At 46.0% G+C, this 21,061-nt stretch carries 18 protein-coding genes and 7 tRNA genes; 1 reads left to right on the forward strand and 24 read right to left on the reverse strand.

The genetic code is table 11. The annotated features are described in order from the left end of the window. Positions 1-22: 22 nt before the first annotated feature. The 13 genes from B853_RS12420 to pncC form a co-directional block, all read right to left on the reverse strand. Positions 23-99, reverse strand: a tRNA-Arg gene (locus B853_RS12420). Positions 100-157: 58 nt separating this feature from the next. Continuing rightward, positions 158-234 (reverse strand) — tRNA-Arg (locus B853_RS12425). 57 nt (positions 235-291) lie between these two features. Then, positions 292-368, reverse strand: a tRNA-Arg gene (locus B853_RS12430). A gap of 56 nt (positions 369-424) precedes the next feature. Beyond that, positions 425-501, reverse strand: a tRNA-Arg gene (locus tag B853_RS12435). A gap of 85 nt (positions 502-586) precedes the next feature. Continuing rightward, positions 587-678, reverse strand: a tRNA-Ser gene (locus tag B853_RS12440). Positions 679-707: 29 nt separating this feature from the next. Next, positions 708-784: transfer RNA gene (locus tag B853_RS12445), tRNA-Arg, on the reverse strand. 30 nt (positions 785-814) lie between these two features. Continuing rightward, positions 815-906, reverse strand: a tRNA-Ser gene (locus B853_RS12450). 243 nt (positions 907-1,149) lie between these two features. Further along, the gene (csrA, locus tag B853_RS12455) at positions 1,150-1,347 is read right to left on the reverse strand and encodes a carbon storage regulator CsrA (protein ID WP_004415691.1); all 198 of its coding nucleotides are present in this window, start codon (positions 1,345-1,347) and stop codon (positions 1,150-1,152) included. Between the two features lie 92 nt (positions 1,348-1,439). Beyond that, a complete protein-coding gene (locus tag B853_RS12460; RefSeq protein WP_010450234.1) occupies positions 1,440-2,627 on the reverse strand; it encodes an aspartate kinase in 1,188 nt (395 codons plus the stop codon). 203 nt (positions 2,628-2,830) lie between these two features. After that, complete coding sequence (alaS, locus tag B853_RS12465) at positions 2,831-5,413, reverse strand: alanine--tRNA ligase (protein WP_038885722.1); 2,583 nt, start codon at positions 5,411-5,413, stop codon at positions 2,831-2,833. A 139-nt stretch (positions 5,414-5,552) separates the two neighbouring features. Beyond that, positions 5,553-6,023 carry a recombination regulator RecX gene (gene recX / locus B853_RS12470; RefSeq protein ID WP_010450236.1) on the reverse strand — a complete coding sequence of 157 codons (471 nt, stop codon included), beginning with the start codon at positions 6,021-6,023 and terminating at the stop codon, positions 5,553-5,555. Between the two features lie 205 nt (positions 6,024-6,228). Beyond that, positions 6,229-7,272, reverse strand: coding sequence for a recombinase RecA (gene recA / locus B853_RS12475; RefSeq protein ID WP_010450238.1), 1,044 nt, complete (start codon positions 7,270-7,272; stop codon positions 6,229-6,231). 200 nt (positions 7,273-7,472) lie between these two features. Beyond that, the gene (pncC, locus tag B853_RS12480; protein WP_038885720.1) at positions 7,473-7,955 is read right to left on the reverse strand and encodes a nicotinamide-nucleotide amidase; all 483 of its coding nucleotides are present in this window, start codon (positions 7,953-7,955) and stop codon (positions 7,473-7,475) included. Between the two features lie 85 nt (positions 7,956-8,040). On the opposite strand from pncC, the gene mutS reads away from it, so the two are divergent. Further along, on the forward strand, positions 8,041-10,602 hold the full coding sequence (gene mutS, locus B853_RS12485) for a DNA mismatch repair protein MutS (protein WP_010450242.1): 2,562 nt from the start codon (positions 8,041-8,043) through the stop codon (positions 10,600-10,602). An 88-nt stretch (positions 10,603-10,690) separates the two neighbouring features. On the opposite strand, the gene rpoS is transcribed toward mutS, so the two are convergent. From rpoS to mazG, 11 genes are all read right to left on the reverse strand, one after another. After that, positions 10,691-11,677 carry an RNA polymerase sigma factor RpoS gene (gene rpoS, locus B853_RS12490; protein ID WP_010450244.1) on the reverse strand — a complete coding sequence of 329 codons (987 nt, stop codon included), beginning with the start codon at positions 11,675-11,677 and terminating at the stop codon, positions 10,691-10,693. 80 nt (positions 11,678-11,757) lie between these two features. Continuing rightward, positions 11,758-12,669 (reverse strand): murein hydrolase activator NlpD, encoded by a 912-nt coding sequence (nlpD, locus tag B853_RS12495; protein WP_038885718.1) that lies wholly within the window; start codon positions 12,667-12,669, stop codon positions 11,758-11,760. A 14-nt stretch (positions 12,670-12,683) separates the two neighbouring features. After that, positions 12,684-13,310, reverse strand: coding sequence for a protein-L-isoaspartate(D-aspartate) O-methyltransferase (locus B853_RS12500; protein WP_010450248.1), 627 nt, complete (start codon positions 13,308-13,310; stop codon positions 12,684-12,686). After that, a complete protein-coding gene (gene surE, locus B853_RS12505) occupies positions 13,310-14,086 on the reverse strand; it encodes a 5'/3'-nucleotidase SurE (protein ID WP_071235295.1) in 777 nt (258 codons plus the stop codon). Before surE ends, B853_RS12500 begins: the two co-directional genes overlap by 1 nt. Next, positions 14,086-15,129, reverse strand: coding sequence for a tRNA pseudouridine(13) synthase TruD (truD, locus tag B853_RS12510; protein WP_038885717.1), 1,044 nt, complete (start codon positions 15,127-15,129; stop codon positions 14,086-14,088). The genes surE and truD overlap by 1 nt, the downstream gene beginning before the upstream one ends. Positions 15,130-15,174: 45 nt before the next feature. Continuing rightward, positions 15,175-15,651 (reverse strand): 2-C-methyl-D-erythritol 2,4-cyclodiphosphate synthase, encoded by a 477-nt coding sequence (gene ispF, locus B853_RS12515; RefSeq protein ID WP_005425365.1) that lies wholly within the window; start codon positions 15,649-15,651, stop codon positions 15,175-15,177. Positions 15,652-15,665: 14 nt separating this feature from the next. Further along, positions 15,666-16,376, reverse strand: a complete 711-nt coding sequence (ispD, locus tag B853_RS12520) for a 2-C-methyl-D-erythritol 4-phosphate cytidylyltransferase (RefSeq protein WP_038885716.1) — start codon at positions 16,374-16,376, stop codon at positions 15,666-15,668. A gap of 1 nt (position 16,377) precedes the next feature. Next, positions 16,378-16,659, reverse strand: coding sequence for a cell division protein FtsB (gene ftsB / locus B853_RS12525; protein WP_005452106.1), 282 nt, complete (start codon positions 16,657-16,659; stop codon positions 16,378-16,380). A gap of 366 nt (positions 16,660-17,025) precedes the next feature. Next, on the reverse strand, positions 17,026-18,327 hold the full coding sequence (gene eno, locus B853_RS12530; RefSeq protein ID WP_005425372.1) for a phosphopyruvate hydratase: 1,302 nt from the start codon (positions 18,325-18,327) through the stop codon (positions 17,026-17,028). Between the two features lie 78 nt (positions 18,328-18,405). Next, complete coding sequence (gene pyrG / locus B853_RS12535) at positions 18,406-20,046, reverse strand: CTP synthase (RefSeq protein ID WP_005449808.1); 1,641 nt, start codon at positions 20,044-20,046, stop codon at positions 18,406-18,408. 151 nt (positions 20,047-20,197) lie between these two features. Next, on the reverse strand, positions 20,198-20,995 hold the full coding sequence (mazG, locus tag B853_RS12540; RefSeq protein WP_038885715.1) for a nucleoside triphosphate pyrophosphohydrolase: 798 nt from the start codon (positions 20,993-20,995) through the stop codon (positions 20,198-20,200). Positions 20,996-21,061 lie beyond the last annotated feature (66 nt).

The raw sequence follows: 21,061 nt of genomic DNA on the forward strand, positions 1-21,061 counted from the left end.
TTACAAAGGAACCTTTAAAGAGTGGCGCGTCCTGGAGGATTCGAACCTCCGACCGCCTGGTTCGTAGCCAGGTACTCTATCCAGCTGAGCTAAGGACGCGCAGTTTTCGATATCAGTATTACCAATATCAGGAGTTCACAAAGGAAACCCTAAAGAGTGGCGCGTCCTGGAGGATTCGAACCTCCGACCGCCTGGTTCGTAGCCAGGTACTCTATCCAGCTGAGCTAAGGACGCGCAGTTTTCGATATCGGTATTACCAATATCAGGAGTTCACAAGGAAACCCTAAAGAGTGGCGCGTCCTGGAGGATTCGAACCTCCGACCGCCTGGTTCGTAGCCAGGTACTCTATCCAGCTGAGCTAAGGACGCGCAATAATCTTTATTTTACTTTGTATAACCCGTTTATCAAACGAATTATTAAATAGTGGCGCGTCCTGGAGGATTCGAACCTCCGACCGCCTGGTTCGTAGCCAGGTACTCTATCCAGCTGAGCTAAGGACGCGCAGTTCTTCTTGCTAAGAAGTTGTGAAGCAAATCACACTAGTTTCTTACGAAACAAAAAAAAGGCCATCGGGCCAGTCAATGAATGGCGGTGAAGGAGGGATTCGAACCCTCGATACGGGATAAACCGTATACTCCCTTAGCAGGGGAGCGCCTTCAGCCTCTCGGCCACCTCACCGTTTTCATTGTTATATCTCAAAAGAGATATGGCGCGTCCTGGAGGATTCGAACCTCCGACCGCCTGGTTCGTAGCCAGGTACTCTATCCAGCTGAGCTAAGGACGCACTTTTGTTGATAAATCAACGTTGCAAGAATGGCGGTGAAGGAGGGATTCGAACCCTCGATACGGGATAAACCGTATACTCCCTTAGCAGGGGAGCGCCTTCAGCCTCTCGGCCACCTCACCGTCTTGCGGAGGCACATATTACGTTTTACCGAAAATATGTCAAACACTTTCTTTGAAAAAAAACGCAAAAATCGCTTAACCGATGCGGATTTAATCAAAGTGATTATTAAACAAACTTTACCACCCTATTATGATGAAAAAAAGAGAGTCTTCTCTTAAAAAATGACATTTATTAGAAACTAAAAAGGCTAGCCTATCGGCTAGCCTTTTTCATTCAAACTAAGCTCTGTAAACAGGAGCGGCTTAGTAGTTACCTGAAGCAACGTTGCCATTGCCTTTTTCAGCTTGAATGCGCATGTAGATTTCTTCACGGTGAACAGAAACCTCTTTCGGAGCGTTAACGCCGATACGTACTTGGTTACCTTTAACACCTAGTACAGTTACAGTTACTTCATCACCAATCATAAGTGTTTCGCCTACGCGGCGAGTCAAAATTAGCATTCTTTGCTCCTTGAGTAATCTCTAAATTTTCTTGCTACAAAGCTATTATCCAACAAAAGTTATATTTTCGTAAACTACCTTGTTACCGAAAATTAGCCCAAAAAGGCATGTTTTTGCTGAATGTTCAATGCTTCACTAGATGTAACGTAAGCATCATGAAGAATATTTGCTGCTGCATCCACACATTCAGGTGGTAAGACTAGCATCATAGTGAGTGCATTCGTTGAGCAGAAGTTGGTCGTAATATCTTGCTGTGCCAACAATTCACAGGCATGGTCAACCATTCCATTGGCTTCTAGCCCCACAGCGGTCAACAGGCTTACAAGTTCACTATTACGGATTTTATCGCGGAACACCAGATCCAACTTGGCACATGCATCTTGTTTTATCATGATACCTGTTCGTTCTGCTTCCTCGATCACATTCCAAATGTCTATACCTAACATCTGACATTGCTTTGTAATGCTAGACAAATGTTCGTTATCGACTTCAATCATGGCAAGGTCACGTTGAATGGCTATACCAGAGACGGCTTTTAAGCCTGACTCTCCTTTTACCAAACTGCCTTCGTTCACATCAAATGTCGAAAGCACACGCAGTGGCACATTATTCTTCCATGCAAACTGCACAGAAGGGAGATGCAACACTTTCGCTCCACGGCTGGCCATTGCTTCCATCGAAGGGAAATCAATCACCGCCATCTTTTGAGCGTTTTTTACTACACGCGGATCACAAGTATAAATACCATCAACGTCGGTAAAGATTTGACACTCATCAGCGCTTAATGCGCCAGCTAATGTCACTGCGCTCGTATCTGAGCCACCTCGACCTAATGTGGTGATATCCCCATTTTCATTCACACCTTGGAAGCCTGCCACGATAACGATTTGATCTTGTTGAAGTAAATCCATAATCGTAGAAGTATCAATGTGTTTAATCGTCGCGTCATTGTGTTGATTATCCGTCACAATGTTCGCTTGTGCTCCGGTAAGTGAGCGAGCAGCATAACCCAATTTATTGAGAGTCATTGCCAATAGTGCCATCGACACTTGCTCACCAGCAGAGAGCAAAACATCAAGTTCTCGAGCCGTTGGAACGCTATCTACTTGCTTAGCGAGATCCATTAGTCGGTTTGTTTCGCCTGACATCGCAGACACAACAACGACAACTTGATTACCATCATTTTTCGCCTTAATGATGTGTTCAGCTACCTGGTGGATTCTTTCAATTGAACCCACTGAGGTTCCGCCAAACTTTTGCACGATAAGGGGCTTTTTCACCAGTCTTCACCTTCCCAAGACCAAAGTCTCATTCGGACCACTCATATTCTACTAGTTGAAAATTATATAAGCGGTAGTTACAACAAAAACCAAGCAGCGTAAATGACCTGGTTAAAATACGGTCAATTAAACCACTTGGTTACCATAAAAAAATTACGCCCAATCAAAGAACATTGATTGAGCGTAAATTGTGTTTTAAATAATTATAGGCGTTCTTCTAGCCAAGGCTGTACAGACTGAATCGCCGCAGGTAGTGCCGCAACATCGGTACCACCTGCTTGAGCCATATCTGGGCGACCACCGCCTTTACCGCCTACTTGCTCAGCAACCATCTTAACTAAGTCACCTGCTTTCACTTTGCCGATAAGGTCTTTGGTTACACCTGCAATCAGACCGATCTTGTCATCGTTTACGTTAGCAAGAAGGATAACGCCGCTACCTACTTGGTTTTTGATGTCATCAACCATAGTACGTAGGTTCTTGTTATCTGCGCCTTCTAGAGCTGCGATCAGTACTTTAGTACCATTGATATCCTGAACTTTACCCATGATGTTTGCACTTTCTGCTGCAGCCATCTTGTCTTTCAGTTTTTGGATTTCTTTCTCTAGAAATTTCGCTTTCTGTGCTGATTCAGCCAGTTTCTCTTCGTACTTAGCCGCTTGAGCTTCGATTGCGTCTAGCGCACCTTCACCCGTTACTGCTTCGATACGGCGGATACCTGCTGCGATACCACCTTCAGATGTGATCTTGAATAGACCGATATCACCAGTGCTTGAAGCGTGGATACCACCACAAAGCTCAGTAGAGAAATCGCCCATAGACAGTACGCGAACTTCGTCATCGTACTTCTCACCAAACAATGCCATTGCGCCTTTCTTCTTCGCAGACTCAATGTCCATCACGTTGGTTTCAACCTTGTGGTTACGGCGAATTTGCGCGTTCACTAGACGCTCAACTTCTTTCAGCTCTGCAGCCGTTACCGCTTCTAGGTGAGAAAAGTCGAAACGTAGGCTATCTGGTTTCACTAGTGAACCTTTCTGCGTTACGTGCTCACCAAGAAGTTGGCGTAGCGCAGCATGCAGCAAGTGCGTCGCTGAGTGATTTAGAGAGATAGCGGCACGACGCTCGGCGTCAACGATAGTTGCTACTTCGTCACCTTTCGCTAGAACGCCTTCGGCCATTACACCGTGGTGTGCGATTGCGTTGCCTAGTTTCTGAGTGTCTTCAACACGGAATACACCAGACTCCGTGCGGATTTCACCAGCGTCACCACATTGACCGCCTGACTCAGCGTAGAATGGTGTCTCACCAAGTACGATGATTGCTTTGTCGCCTGCAGATAGCGAATCTACTTCGTTGCCTTCAACAAACATCGCAGCAACTGAGCTAGAACCTTTAGTGCCTGTGTAACCACAGAATTCTGTTTGCGTATCAACTTTGATTGCTGCGTTGTAATCAGTACCGAAGTTACCTGCTTCACGTGCACGTTGACGCTGCTCTTCCATCGCTTTCTCGAAACCTTCTTCGTCGATAGCGAACTCACGCTCACGTGCAACGTCGTTAGTTAAGTCAGCTGGGAAGCCGTAAGTGTCGTAAAGTTTGAATACGGTTTCGCCGTCTAGCACTTTACCGTCTAGGTTATCTAGCGCTTCGTTTAGAATCGCCATACCACGCTCCAGTGTACGACCGAAGTTTTCTTCTTCGATACGCAATACTTTTTCAACCACAGCTTGTTGACGCTTCAGCTCTTCACCAGCCGTACCCATGATGTCTGCTAGTACACCAACCAACTTGTGGAAGAATGCACCTTGTGCGCCTAGCTTGTTACCGTGACGAACTGCACGACGGATAATACGACGTAGCACGTAACCACGACCTTCGTTTGAAGGCATTACGCCATCAACGATCAGGAATGAACATGAACGGATGTGGTCTGCGATAACGCGTAGCGATTGGTTCGATAGGTCTTCGTAACCGATCACTTCAGCAGCTGCTTTGATTAGAGCTTGGAATACATCGATTTCGTAGTTTGAGTGAACGCCTTGCATGATTGCAGAGATACGCTCGATACCCATACCTGTATCTACCGATGGTTTTGGTAGCGGTTCCATAGTGCCGTCTGCGTGACGGTTGAACTGCATGAATACGTTGTTCCAGATCTCGATGAAACGGTCACCATCTTCTTCAGGCGTGCCAGGACGGCCACCCCAGATGTGCTCACCGTGATCGTAGAAAATTTCAGTACATGGACCACAAGGGCCAGTGTCACCCATTTGCCAGAAGTTATCTGACTCGTATGGTTTACCACCTTTCTTGTCGCCAATGCGGATAATGCGGTCTGCTGGAACGCCTACTTTTTTGTTCCAGATATCGAATGCTTCGTCATCTGTCTCGTAAACCGTTACTAGTAGACGGTCTGCTGGCAGCTTAAGAGTTTCAGTTAGAAATTCCCATGCGAAAGCAATCGCGTCTTCTTTGAAGTAATCGCCAAAGCTGAAGTTGCCTAGCATTTCAAAGAAAGTGTGGTGACGAGCTGTAAAGCCAACGTTTTCCAGGTCGTTGTGTTTACCACCAGCACGTACACAACGTTGAGCCGTAGTCGCTCGAGTGTAGGCTCGTTTTTCTAAGCCTAAGAAACAATCTTTAAATTGGTTCATACCCGCGTTTGTGAACAGCAGGGTTGGGTCGTTATGTGGAACTAACGATGAACTTTCTACGATTTGGTGTCCTTTGCTCTCAAAGAACTTGAGGAACGCGTTACGAACCTCATCAGTGCTCATGTACATGCAGCTCTTCCTGAAAATAGTCGAGTTAGAATTTTGCCGTATTGTAGATCATGCAATCAGCTACGACTAGTTTTCTTGCGGAAAAGAGGGGGTAGAAGAAAAAATTTAAGGTAAAACAAAAATCAACGTGAGTCATTCACTATGAATCTTCGTCCTCAAAGCTCAGCGCGTAGCTGATTTGGTCAAAACTGTAGCCACGATATTGCAGAAATCGCACCTGTTTAGCGTACTCTTTCTGGTCTTTGGCTTTAATTCCTTTGAATTTCTTCTCAGCAGCCATTCTTGCCAGTTCAAACCAGTCTTGTGGCTCTTCTGCCATCGCCATATCAATGATGGATTCTGCGACACGCTTTTGGTTCAATTCTTGACGAATGCGGCGCTCACCGTGACCTTTGTAAACATGCTGGCGCACTTGGCTTTTGGCATAACGCAGGTCATCCAAATAGTTATGGTCGAGACAAAAATTGATTGCCGCTTCTATCTCTGCCTCTTCATAACCTTTTAGAGCCAGCTTTTGGTATAGCTCGTATTGCCCATGGTCTCGACGGCTCAATAATTGAATAGCCGCTTCTTTGCTGGATAGGGTCGGCGCTTGACGCTTTTGGTACATAGTGTTCCTAAAACTATTTTTGCTGTACAGGCTCTATAACAATCGTAGTAAATAACCACTCACTCTAGCTTACATAGGCGCTAGTTCTGAACGCTGACCTACCCTAATTGATATGAGTCTGCCCTTGTGTTTTCGGTTTTGATTTCAGCAGATACAACAAAGCCCCGCATAGCAGGGCTTTGTTCAACATGATTCAATCAGAAGATTAAAACTCTTCTTCTTGCTCTGATTTTTCACCGGCTTCTGGTGCTTCAGGTAGTGCTGGTGAAAGTAGCATTTCACGCAGTTTAGTATCGATAGTCTTACCGATTTCTGGGTTTTCGCGTAGGTAGTTACAAGCGTTTGCTTTACCTTGGCCAATCTTGTCGCCTTGGTAGCTGTACCATGCACCCGCTTTTTCAACTAGCTTGTGCTTCACGCCTAGGTCAATCAGTTCACCTTCACGGTTGAAACCTTGGCCGTACATGATTTGCGTGTTTGCTTCTTTAAACGGTGCAGCAATCTTGTTCTTAACAACTTTGATGCGCGTTTCGTTACCTACTACTTCGTCACCTTCTTTGATTGCGCCAGTACGACGAATATCTAGGCGAACAGAAGCGTAGAACTTAAGTGCGTTACCACCTGTTGTTGTTTCAGGGTTACCGAACATCACACCAATCTTCATACGGATTTGGTTGATGAAGATACACATACAGTTAGATTGCTTTAGGTTACCCGTTAGCTTACGCATCGCTTGAGAAAGCATACGTGCTTGAAGACCCATGTGGCTGTCGCCCATTTCGCCTTCGATTTCTGCTTTTGGTGTTAGTGCAGCAACTGAGTCGACAACCATAACGTCGATAGCACCAGAACGTGCAAGTGCGTCACAGATTTCTAGCGCTTGCTCACCAGTGTCTGGCTGAGAAACCAATAGTGCATCGATATCAACGCCAAGTTTCTTTGCGTATACAGGATCTAGAGCGTGCTCTGCATCGATAAACGCACAAGTTTTGCCTTCACGTTGCGCAGCAGCAATCAACTCAAGAGTTAGCGTTGTTTTACCTGAAGATTCTGGACCGTAGATTTCTACGATACGACCCATTGGTAGACCACCAGCACCCAAAGCGATATCAAGAGAAAGAGAACCCGTTGAGATGGTTTCTACGTCCATTGCGCGGTTATCACCAAGGCGCATGATAGAGCCTTTACCGAATTGCTTTTCAATTTGACCTAGCGCAGCGGCGAGCGCTTTCTGTTTGTTCTCGTCCATTACTTTCTCCGATTTATTCATCTTCTTTGGGCGACGAATAGTAATTCATTTTTCTTAAGCAGAAGAACTGCTCAGCAATGAAAGTTATTATACTGTTGATTCATACAGTGTCTATACCTGTATGAAAAAAATTTGGCAGACCTAAAGCTGTGATTTGCTCTAGCCCTTATCAACGCTGGGCTAAGACAATTTCACAAATTCTAAATCAGATGTTGATGCAATTGAGTCAGTGCATGCTCGACCGCTTTTTTGCGAACTTCTGCACGATCACCAGTAAAATGCATGGTTTCGACTTGCTGCCAACTTTGGTTATCAGCAAAAGCAAAGCAGACCGTTCCGACAGGTTTATCTTCACTGCCTCCTCCCGGACCAGCAATACCACTGATGGATACGCCGATGGTCGCGTTGGAGTTTTTAATTGCGCCCTGCACCATTTCAATCACAACAGGCTCACTCACTGCACCGTGCGCTTCTAACGTTGAAGCCTGTACGCCAAGCATCTCCATTTTCGCTTCATTACTATAAGTAACGAACGCTCGATCAAGCCATGCTGAACTACCAGCGATGTCAGTAATAGCGGTTGCAACACCGCCACCCGTGCATGATTCTGCCGTGGTTAAAACATGTCCATGCTTAGCCAATAATGCGCCGAGATCGGCACTCAATTTTGTTGCTCTTTCCATAGCCAAAAATGCCCTTTGTCTCTTTTTACTTGATAGGGATTCACGTATCCTAAGCCGCTACGGAAATAAACAAAAGTACTTACCTGTGAAAGCTGAACAAAAACACACTCCGATGATGCAGCAATATCTCAAGCTAAAGGCTGAGAACCCAGAAATCTTGCTGTTTTACCGCATGGGCGACTTCTACGAACTCTTCTACGACGATGCTAAACGCGCATCTCAATTGCTTGATATTTCGTTGACCAAACGTGGTGCATCGGCAGGTGAACCTATCCCGATGGCTGGTGTTCCATTCCATGCGGTAGAAGGTTATCTAGCTAAACTTGTTCAGCTTGGTGAGTCTGTGGCGATCTGTGAGCAGATTGGCGATCCAGCGACAAGTAAAGGCCCGGTTGAGCGTAAAGTAGTACGCATTGTTACGCCAGGTACTGTGACTGATGAAGCGCTGCTGTCTGAGCGTATCGATAACCTGATTGCATCGATTTACCATCACAACGGTAAATTCGGTTACGCGACATTGGATGTAACTTCGGGTCGCTTCCAACTAGTCGAGCCGGAAACCGAAGAAGCGATGGCCGCTGAGCTGCAACGCACCGCACCTCGTGAGTTACTCTTCCCAGAAGATTTTGAACCCGTACATTTGATGTCGAACCGTAACGGTAACCGTCGTCGCCCGGTCTGGGAGTTCGAGCTAGATACCGCTAAACAACAGTTGAACCAACAATTTGGTACGCGCGACTTGGTAGGCTTTGGTGTTGAGCACGCATCACTCGGTCTGTGTGCTGCGGGTTGTTTGATCCAATACGTAAAAGATACTCAGCGTACTGCCCTACCGCACATTCGCTCACTGACCTTTGATCGCCAAGATCACTCCGTCATTCTTGATGCGGCAACACGTCGTAACTTAGAGCTGACGCAAAACCTATCTGGTGGAACTGATAATACGTTAGCCGAAGTGCTCGATCACTGTGCGACTCCAATGGGCAGCCGAATGCTAAAACGTTGGTTGCATCAACCAATGCGCTGTGTCGATACTCTTAACAACCGTCTTGATGCGATTGGTGAGATCAAAGATCAGAGCTTGTTCACCGACATTCAACCAATCTTCAAACAGATTGGTGATATTGAACGTATCCTCGCTCGTTTGGCGCTTCGCTCGGCACGTCCGCGCGATATGGCTCGTCTACGTCATGCAATGCAGCAACTGCCAGAGTTGGAAACCGTCACTTCTTCTCTGGCTCACCCATACCTTAAAAAGCTGGCTCAGTTTGCTGCACCAATGGATGAGGTATGTGATTTACTCGAGCGCGCAATCAAAGAAAATCCACCAGTGGTTATTCGCGAAGGTGGCGTGATTGCAGAGGGCTACAACGCTGAGCTTGATGAATGGCGTAAACTCGCAGATGGCGCAACCGAGTATCTAGAAAAACTCGAAGCTGACGAACGCGAACGTCATGGTATCGACACCCTAAAAGTTGGCTACAACGCTGTACACGGCTTCTTCATTCAGGTAAGTCGTGGTCAAAGCCACTTGGTTCCACCACACTATGTGCGTCGCCAAACGCTGAAAAATGCAGAACGCTACATCATTCCTGAGTTGAAAGAGCATGAAGATAAGGTACTGAACTCTAAATCAAAAGCGCTAGCAGTAGAGAAAAAGCTGTGGGAAGAGCTGTTTGATTTGTTGATGCCAAACCTTGAGAAGATGCAAAACCTTGCTTCGGCGATTTCTCAGTTAGACGTACTACAAAACCTAGCCGAGCGTGCAGATTCACTTGATTACTGTCGCCCAACTTTGGATAAAGAAGCGGGCATCAGCATTCAAGCCGGTCGTCACCCTGTCGTAGAGCAAGTAACCAGCGAGCCGTTTATTGCCAACCCTATTGAGCTAAGTTCAAACCGTAAAATGCTGATCATTACTGGTCCAAACATGGGTGGTAAATCGACCTATATGCGCCAAACCGCATTGATTGCTTTGATGGCTCACATTGGTTCATACGTACCTGCAGAATCGGCTCATATTGGCTCTTTGGATCGTATCTTTACTCGTATCGGTGCGTCTGATGATTTGGCCTCTGGCCGTTCAACTTTCATGGTTGAAATGACCGAAACAGCCAACATTCTTCACAACGCAACTAAGAACAGCTTGGTGCTAATGGATGAGATCGGTCGCGGTACCAGTACTTACGATGGTCTTTCTTTGGCATGGGCAAGTGCAGAATGGCTTGCAACTCAGATTGGTGCAATGACGCTGTTCGCAACGCACTATTTCGAACTGACTGAGCTACCAAACCTACTGCCAAACTTAGCCAACGTTCACCTTGATGCGGTAGAACACGGAGACAGCATTGCCTTTATGCACGCAGTTCAAGAAGGAGCGGCAAGCAAGTCTTACGGTCTAGCGGTTGCTGGTTTAGCAGGTGTTCCAAAGCCAGTGATTAAGAATGCGCGTAACAAGCTATCGCAACTTGAACAATTAGGTCAAGGCAATGATTCGCCTCGCCCTAGTACGGTCGATGTGGCAAACCAACTCAGCTTGATCCCAGAACCAAGTGATGTTGAACAAGCATTGTCGAATATTGATCCTGACGATCTAACGCCTCGCCAGGCACTGGAAGAGCTTTACCGCTTGAAGAAGATGCTCTAGTTCCTAAACTTATCCAGTAAAACGCAAAAAGGCTATGGTCACCCATAGCCTTTGGTTTGTTCTGAACTCGCCTCTACAGCGCTTCTACCTAATCATCTTCTACGTTGAACAAGTTTTCCATGTTCAGACCTTGTTTAATCAAGATCTCACGTAGTCGACGTAAGCCTTCCACTTGGATCTGACGAACACGTTCGCGTGTTAGACCAATCTCACGTCCCACTTCTTCAAGTGTTGATGGCTCATAGCCAAGCAGACCAAACCGACGTGCAAGCACTTCTTTCTGTTTTGGATTCAGCTCTTCTAACCAATGGATCAATGAAGATTTAATGTCGTCGTCCTGAGTGGAAACTTCAGGATCTGAATTGTTGGCATCAGGAATAATATCCAACAGCGCTTTCTCGCCGTCACCACCAATTGGTGTATCAACAGAACTAATACGCTCGTTAAGGCGAAGCATTTTGCTTACGTCTTCTACCGGGATATCTAGCTGTGCAGCAATCTCTTCTGCTGTTGGTTCATGATCGAGCTTCTGAGAAAGTTCACGCGCGGTACGCAGATAAATGTTCAGCTCTTTAACCACATGAATTGGCAGACGAATGGTACGAGTTTGGTTCATCAACGCACGCTCGATCGTTTGGCGGATCCACCACGTTGCGTAAGTTGAGAAGCGGAAGCCTCTTTCCGGATCAAATTTCTCTACCGCACGGATCAAACCTAGGTTGCCTTCTTCGATGAGATCAAGAAGTGCAAGACCACGATTGCTGTAGCGGCGAGAGATCTTCACTACCAGACGCAAGTTACTTTCGATCATACGTTTACGAGCAGCTTCATCGCCACGCAATGCACGTCGAGCATAAAGTACTTCTTCTTCTGCTGTAAGTAGAGGTGAGAAGCCAATTTCACCTAGATAAAGCTGTGTTGCATCTAAGCTCTTATTACTCGCATCGAATTCCTCTCTTTGCGAGCTCTTCTCTTTTTTGGATGGTGATTTTACAAGTTCGTTATTAATGCGGCCTACTGCTGCATCGTCATAATCAAACTCTTCAACTTTGGTTACTGTGTTGCTGATACTCATAACGCCTCCCCCTGGCGAGTTAGCAAGACATGACAACTCAATATGTCGCTAAATGATGTCGCAAGTTGTTATTCAAAGTTTTAAGGCAAATACCGTTTTGGATTAACGGACTTACCTTGATAACGAATTTCAAAGTGAAGTCTGACCGATTTCGAACCCGAACTACCCATCGTCGCGATTTTTTGTCCAGCTTTAACACTTTGTCCTTCTGAAACCAGCAATCTATCGTTGTGAGCGTATGCACTTAAATAATTTTCGTTATGTTTAACTATAATTAAGTTGCCATAACCTCTTAGCGCATTACCAGAATACACAACTGTGCCGGTTGCGGTTGAAACGATAGGCTGACCACGCTGTCCTGCGATGTCGATGCCTTTATTTCCTTGTTCGCCCGCTGAAAAATTCTTAACTACTCTCCCTTTTGTAGGCCACAACCACTTAGACACTTTGTCATTTTTTGCTGTAGTTGTAGGCGCTGGCTTCTTAACATTTTGGTTACCTTTTGAACCAACATACTCTTTTGATTTCGATTGTTCAACCTTCTTTGGAGGCTGTTTTTGTGTAACTTTCGTTGGCTTCTGACTAGAGCTTTTACTTGAATTTGATGTCTTGGCTGGTGTTGTTTTTGTCACGGTTGGGCTTGGGGTCGCTACAACCACAGGTGGAACAACGGGTTCCACTTTATGACCAAATTTAGGTGAATTATATTTCGGAGCCCAAAGTTTTAACTTCTGGCCCGGGAAGATCGTGTAAGGAGCTGCAAGTTCATTGTAACGAACCAGATCTTTTACATCCTTGTCTGTGACGTAAGCTATAAAATAAAGGGTATCTCCTTTCTTTACTTCATAGTAGCTACCTCGATAACTACCGCGCTCTACCGTTGAGTAATCTTTATTTATGCTTGAGACAGGTGCAGGCGAGTGAGCCGCGCAACCAACCAGTCCCGCAGCTAACAAACAGCTAATACCAAAACGATGTAATAACTTCTTCACCTAGTCTTTAACCTTTAAGCCAAATCACCTGCAACTAATGGCACAAACCTTACCATTTCTACTACGGTTGACAGATATTGTTCACCCTGACGTTCAATTTTTAATAGCTGCTGCTCTTCTTCACCAACGGGAATGATCATCTTACCGCCGTCTTTCAACTGGGATAAAAGCGCTTGGGGAACACTTTCCGCAGCTGCAGTCACGATAATCGCATCAAACGGGCCTTTCGTTTCCCATCCGAGCCAACCATCGCCATGTTTGGTCGAGACGTTATAAATATCCAATTGCTTCAGGCGACGCTTAGCGTCCCATTGCAGAGATTTGATTCGCTCAACGGAATAGACATGATCCACAATTTGAGCAAGAACTGCCGTTTGATAGCCCGACCCCGTGCCAATCTCTAAAACATTGCTGTCCGATTTTAAATCGAGCAGCTCTGTCATTTTTGCAACGATGTAAGGCTGAGAAATGGTTTGCCCCTGACCAATCGGCAGTGCATTGTTGTCGTATGCTTGGTGCATCATTGCTTGTGAGACAAAACTCTCACGCGGCAGTCGATAAATCGCATCCAACACACGTTGATCACTGATGCCACTGGAGATAAGAAATGCTATCAACCTGTCAGCATGTGGGTTAGTCATTAATTCTCTTCCTTTAACCAACTGTCCATTGCGCGCAGCGACTCGTGAGCAGTGAGATCGACCTGCAGCGGTGTGATTGAAACAAAGCCATGTTCAATCGCGTAAAAGTCCGTACCGATGCCAGCATCTTGCTCTTTGCCCGGAGGACCGAGCCAATAGATATCATGTCCGCGCGGATCTTTCTGCTTAATCATATTCTCAGCGTGATGACGCGCACCCAAGCGTGTCACTTCTATCTCACCAAGCTCTTCAAACGGAAGATCAGGTACATTTACATTCAATAGACGATTGGTTGGGATTGGGCGAATCAGATGCTGCTCAACCAACTGGCGAGCAATTTTAGCTGCCGATTCAAAATGTTGTTTACCGACTAGAGAAAAAGCAATCGCCTGCACGCCAAGAAAATGTCCTTCCATCGCCGCAGCAACCGTACCGGAGTACAGCACATCATCGCCTAGGTTTGCTCCGTGATTGATGCCTGACAACACAAGATCTGGCAAGTCATCTTTCATCAACTCATTCAGCGCGAAGTGCACACAATCTGTAGGAGTACCTTGCACAGAGAAAGTCTTCGGCGAAATCTCGGTCACTCGTAGTGGTTGCTCTAGCGTCAGCGAGTTAGACGCCCCAGAACGGTTTCGGTCTGGGGCTACAATCGTCACTTCAGCAATGCTTCTTAGTTCATCAGCAAGAGCATGAATTCCCTGAGCATGAACACCGTCATCGTTGCTGAGCAGTATTCTTAATGGCTTCGCGTTGTGTGAATCCATTTCCATTAGTATTCTCTTTCTACCTTTTCTTCGATGACCAACTCACGCACGATTGAAGTCGCAAAAGAACCCGCATCTAGCGAGAACGTTAATGTGATGTTGTTACCATCGACCGTCCAAGCTAAGTCTTGTGGTTTAAGTGCAATATCACGACGGTCATGGCGCATACGGTTACCACGAATCAAAGCCATCAAGTCTGGCTCTTCATCTAAGAATGGTTGTTCTAAGGTAAGGGCATCCGCTTGAGTTGGCAGCGCATTATCACCCGCTAGGGCTGCGGTAATTGCCACTTGACCTTCAGCAAATTGCGCTTGTAGATCTGCTATGTTGCTTGCATCAACCAACTGAGTGCCAGAACTTGTCTGCGCAACATCACCGTCGATGAACTTATCAAACACGCCTTTCTCTAATCGAGCTGAAACGATACGGTTGAAGATCCAAGAACGAGCCGCAGACAAGTACATGCTGCGCTTGTTTTGATTGCGGGTACGAACGTTCTCGCGTCCCCATCGACGTGCTTCTTCTAGGTTATTGCCATCGTTACCAAAACGCTGACTACCAAAGTAGTTTGGCACACCCACTTGCTTCACTTTTTCAAGGCGTAGCTCAACATCCGTCACATCTGTCACTTCAGACAAAGTAACCACGAACTCGTTCCCTACCAGGTCACCCGGACGAAGTTTTTTATTGTGACGATCCGTTGCAAGGATTTCGATGCTTGGGTATTGCGCCAAAAATGCTGAAAAGTCTGGCGTTTCACCTTTTGGTAAATGCACACTTAGCCATTGTTCGGTCACAGCATGACGGTCTTTAAGGCCCGCCCAGCTAACGTCTTTCGACTTAACACCACAGGCTTTTGCTAGTTCGTTAGCAACAAAACTGGTGTTCTCACCTGTTTTACGGATACGAACCATTAAGTGCTCGCCTTCACCCGTAAAGGCAAAACCTAAATCTTCGCGAACCTGAAAGTGCTCTGGTTGCGCTTTGATTTTTGCAGATGCAACTGGCTTGCCTGTTAGGTAAGCCAATGAAGATAAAATGTCTGACATGATGTATTTCCGCTGATATCACAGCTTAGAGGAGCAAATTGCTAATTATTGCTTAAACAGAAGTACAACTGCTTCCGTTGCAATGCCTTCTTTGCGTCCAGTAAAACCAAGACGTTCTGTCGTCGTCGCTTTTACGTTAATGTTGCTAATGTCGGTTTCGAGGTCTTCGGCAATAGCTGCACACATTGCGTCAATGTGCGGTGCCATCTTCGGCGCTTGTGCCATGATAGTGACATCTGCATTACCAAGACGGTAGCCTTGTTCTTTGACTCGACGGTAAACGTCTTTCAATAATTCACGGCTATCTGCGCCTTTCCATTTGTCATCCGTGTCTGGGAAGTGACGGCCAATGTCGCCAGCAGCAATCGCGCCAAGCAGCGCATCCGTTAACGCATGCAGCGCCACATCACCATCAGAGTGCGCAATCAAACCTTGCTCGTAAGGGATCGCTACACCACCAATGATTACTGGACCTTCACCACCGAATTTATGTACGTCGAAACCATGACCAATTCGAATCATTTTCTATCCTTTCTTTATTCGCCGCGCTCACGGCTGAGATAAAACTCGGCTAGCGCAAGATCTTCTGGCTGAGTAATTTTTATGTTATTCGCATTCCCTTGAACCAGTGCCGGCTTTTCGCCTAACCACTCTAAAGCCGAAGCTTCATCAGTAATGGTGACACCTTGTTCTAATGCGTCAGCCAGCGCTTGGGTAAGCTGCTGAGTTTTAAACATTTGTGGAGTCAGTGCATGCCACAATGCTTCTCTATCTACCGTATGATCAATGTCTTGTGCGGTGTTTGCTCGCTTCATTGTGTCTCTCACTGGAGATGCGAGGATGCCACCCGTTGGGTGAGCGCTACAAACATCAATCAAACGGTCAATGTCGGATGTTAATACACACGGTCTTGCAGCATCGTGGACCAAGACCCACTCGCTCTCCTGATGTGTACTTACATAGTTTAGCCCTGATAACACAGAGTCTGCCCTTTCTTTGCCACCAGCAACACGAATCACATCAGGGTGCTCAGCAATGGACAGTTCAGGGTAGTATGGATCGCCGTCGGTAATAGCCACGACAACCTTAGAAACTTTTGGGTGAGAAAGCAGTTTCTCTACTGTATGTTCCAGTACCGCTTTACCGTCAATCAACAAATATTGTTTTGGACGATCTGCTTTCATGCGGCTGCCAACACCTGCGGCAGGCACAATAGCAATATGGGTTGGAGTATTAGTATCCAACATATTAATGCTCTTCCTCATCGACAATTCGGTAGAAGGTTTCGCCATCTTTAACCAAACCAAGTTCATGACGTGCACGTTCTTCGATTGCATCAAGACCTTGTCGTAAGTCATCAATCTCAGCGAACATCTCGTTATTACGAGCTTGCAGCTTGCTGTTTACTTGCTGCTGCACTTCAATTTCATCTTCTACTGTGTAGTAGTCAGACACCCCATTTTTGCCAAACCAAAGGGTATATTGAAGCCAGCCAAACAGTAACGTAAGGGCTATGACAAAGATTCGCATATCGTTGCTAACATTCTGTACCGGAAGGGATTAGATAAGGTGACATATATAGCATAAATGCGTGATTGGCTCTAGGGCAGAAAAAGAGACTCACACGCTCCTTACAGGAAAAAAGCAGCAAAATGAAACAAAGAGATTCCCTACTCTCTCCTTCGTCGTTCTAGGGAATGACAAATGAACATGAGCGAAAAACATCAAAAGGCAAAGTCTGTTCTCATATATCCAAGGGAAGCGAAGCGTTCCCAAAGGGCGAAGCCCGTTCCCGCCTCTCGAAGCAAAGCGTTCCCATATGTCAGATACAAAAACACCCCGCCGAGGCAGGGTGTTTTCAAAAGCTTTAAGTTAAGCTGTTAATTCAGTTAAGAATTAAGCTTGACCTTTAACTTCTTTAAGACCGTTGAAAGGAGCGCGCTCACCTAGAGCTTCCTCGATACGGATAAGTTGGTTGTACTTAGCAACACGGTCAGAACGGCTCATAGAACCAGTCTTGATTTGACCTGCAGCTGTGCCTACCGCTAGGTCAGCGATAGTTGCATCTTCAGTTTCGCCAGAACGGTGAGAGATTACTGCTGTGTAACCTGCGTCTTTAGCCATCTTGATTGCAGCTAGAGTCTCAGTTAGAGAACCGATTTGGTTGAACTTGATAAGGATAGAGTTAGCTACGCCTTTCTCGATACCTTCAGCAAGGATCTTAGTGTTAGTAACGAATAGGTCGTCACCTACTAGTTGAAGCTTGTCACCTAGTAGTTCAGTTTGGTGCTTGAAGCCAGCCCAATCAGACTCGTCTAGACCGTCTTCGATAGAAACGATTGGGAATTGGTTAGCTAGCTCAGCTAGGTAGTGGTTAAACTCTTCAGAAGTGAAAGTTTTACCTTCGCCTTTCATGTTGTAGATGCCAGCTTCTTTGTCGAAGAACTCAGATGCAGCACAGTCCATAGCTAGAGTAACGTCTTTACCTAGTTCGTAACCAGCAGCTGCAACAGCTTCTGCGATAACTTCTAGAGCTTCAGCGTTAGACTTAAGGTTAGGAGCGAAACCACCTTCGTCACCAACTGCAGTGCTGTAGCCTTTAGACTTAAGAACTTTAGCTAGGTTGTGGAATACTTCAGCACCGATACGTAGACCTTCTTTAAGAGTCTTAGCACCAACTGGTTGGATCATGAACTCTTGGATGTCAACGTTGTTGTCTGCGTGCTCACCACCGTTGATGATGTTCATCATTGGTAGAGGCATAGAGAACTGACCAGCTGTACCGTTTAGCTCAGCGATGTGCTCGTATAGAGGCATGCCTTTAGCTGCTGCTGCAGCTTTAGCGTTTGCTAGAGAAACAGCTAGGATAGCGTTCGCACCGAACTTAGATTTGTTTTCAGTGCCGTCTAGTTCGATCATTACTGCGTCGATTGCAGCTTGGTCTTTAGCGTCTTTGCCAACTAGAGCTTCAGCGATTGCGCCGTTTACAGCTTCAACAGCTTTAAGAACACCTTTACCTAGGAAACGTGCTTTGTCACCGTCACGTAGCTCAAGAGCTTCGCGAGAACCAGTAGATGCGCCAGATGGAGCTGCTGCCATACCTACGAAACCGCCTTCTAGGTGTACTTCAGCTTCTACAGTTGGGTTACCACGTGAGTCGATGATTTCACGACCTAGAACTTTAACGATCTTAGACATTAATGTTTCCTCTCGTTTCAAATATAAATGTCAATTTTAAAGGGCAGCAGCACAACCTTCGCCGCTGCCCGTATCCTTTTACTTCTCGAATTCGCCGCGAGCGTTTTGACCTGCAGCTTTCACGAAACCTGCGAATAGTGGGTGACCATCGCGAGGCGTCGAGGTGAATTCTGGGTGGAATTGAGCCGCTACAAACCATGGGTGAGCTGGGTTCTCAATCATTTCCACTAGTTTCTTGTCCGCTGATAGGCCAGATACTTTCAGACCTGCTTTTTCGATTTGCGGACGAAGAACGTTGTTTACTTCGTAACGGTGACGGTGACGTTCATGAACAGTCGCGCTACCGTATAGTTCACGAGCTTTAGTCCCTTTCTCTAGGTGACATAGCTGTGAACCAAGACGCATCGTACCACCTAGGTCAGACGTTTCAGTACGTTCTTCAACTTTACCTTCGCCGTCTACCCATTCAGTGATCAAACCTACCACAGGGTACTTAGTGTCTTTGTTAAATTCTGTTGAATGTGCACCTTCCATACCCGCTACGTTGCGCGCGTATTCGATCAGTGCTACTTGCATGCCTAGACAGATACCTAGGTAAGGTACTTTGTTTTCACGAGCGTATTGTGCTGCGCGAATCTTACCTTCGATACCACGGTCACCGAAGCCGCCAGGTACTAGGATTGCATCTAGACCTTCAAGTACTTCTACGCCTTTCGTCTCAACATCCTGAGAGTCTACGTATTTAATTGTGACGTTTAGACGGTTTTTCAAGCCTGCGTGTTTAAGTGCTTCGTTTACTGACTTGTAAGCGTCTGGTAGTTCGATGTATTTACCGACCATACCGATAGTTACTTCACCAGTTGGGTTCGCTTCTTCGTAGATAACCTGTTCCCATTCAGACAGATCAGCTTCTGGTGCGTTGATACCAAAGCGAGCACAAACTAGGTCATCTAGACCTTGAGACTTAACAAGTTGAGGGATCTTGTAGATTGAATCTACGTCCTTCATTGAGATTACCGCTTTCTCAGGAACGTTACAGAATAGCGCAATCTTCTTACGCTCGTTCGCTGGGATCATACGATCAGAGCGGCAAACAAGAATATCTGGTTGGATACCGATAGATAGCAGCTCTTTAACAGAGTGCTGAGTTGGCTTAGTTTTCACTTCGCCCGCAGCTGCTAGGTAAGGAACTAGAGTTAGGTGCATGAACATAGCACGTTCACGGCCTAGTTCTACTGCAAGCTGACGAATCGCTTCCATAAATGGCAGTGATTCGATATCACCTACTGTGCCACCGACTTCAACGATAGCAACATCATGGCCTTCAGAACCTGCGATTACGCGGTCTTTAATAGCGTTAGTGATGTGAGGGATAACCTGAATAGTTGCACCTAGGTAATCGCCACGACGCTCTTTACGTAGAACGTCAGCGTAAACACGACCAGCAGTGAAGTTGTTGCGCTTGGTCATCTTGGTACGAATGAAACGCTCGTAGTGACCAAGGTCAAGGTCAGTCTCTGCGCCATCTTCCGTAACGAACACTTCACCGTGTTGAGTTGGGCTCATTGTGCCTGGATCAACGTTGATGTAAGGGTCAAGCTTCATCATAGTCACTTTAAGACCACGAGCTTCTAGAATAGCTGCAAGAGATGCTGCTGCAATACCTTTACCTAGAGAGGATACAACCCCGCCAGTAACAAAAATGTAATTTGTCGTCATGTTTAACCTGAAATTGGTTGAATGAGGGAAATGGAGTGCTTCTGGACGGGACGTAAATATACCAGAAGCTCCTTAACGCCACAACGTGAAATCTATCACACTGCAATTTTTTATTTTTTGCTTCAAATCAAAGTCGCGTATTCATGTATTTTCATCTTTGTTCATCTAGCTTCACTTCATCCCACATAGAATCAAGCTCATCTAGCGTAAAGTCTGTGAGCTGCTTACCACGCGCTGCAACTTTAGTTTCCACGCCTTTAAAGCGTTTCGAGAACTTTAAGTTAGCCTTTGCCAGTGCCACTTCTGGGTCTTTCCCTAAGTGACGCGACAGGTTCACAGTTGCAAATAAAAGATCGCCTAATTCAAGCTCAACCTTTTCCTCATCCGGATTAATTTGAAGCGCTTCTTCCATCACCTCTTCAATTTCTTCCTGCACTTTTCCAACAACCGGACCAAGCGAGTCCCAATCAAAACCATATTTGGCGCACTTTTTCTGGATCTTTGTGGCACGGGAAAGCGCAGGTAGAGAGTTTGGTATTGAGTCTAGAATACTTTCTTCAGCTTTGCCTACTTGTGCTTTCTCTTTAGCTTTTTCCGCCTCCCAGTTTGCGTTAATTTCATCATCCGACTCGAACTCTACGTCAGAAAAAACATGCGGATGACGACGAGTCAGCTTTTCGTTAACCGTTTCGACCACGTCAGAAAAATCAAACAGTCCCTGCTCTTTCGCCATTTGGCTGTAGAAAATCACTTGGAACAATAAGTCGCCCAACTCTTCTTGCAAGTTCGGCCAATCGCGGTTTTGAATCGCATCCACCACTTCATAGGTTTCTTCAATGGTGTGCGGAACAATAGTGTCGAAGGTCTGCTTTAAGTCCCAAGGGCAACCGCTTTTTGGATCACGCAGCTTCGCCATGATTTGTTCTAACTGTTCAATTGGATGACTCATTTTCTGTTCCTGTAAACCTTTCTATCTAAAGAAAAAGGTGAGCAGCCAAAACCACTCACCTTTAAT

The organism is Vibrio rotiferianus CAIM 577 = LMG 21460 (assembly GCF_002741985.1).
In the GTDB taxonomy this organism is placed as follows: Bacteria; Pseudomonadota; Gammaproteobacteria; order Enterobacterales; family Vibrionaceae; genus Vibrio; species Vibrio rotiferianus.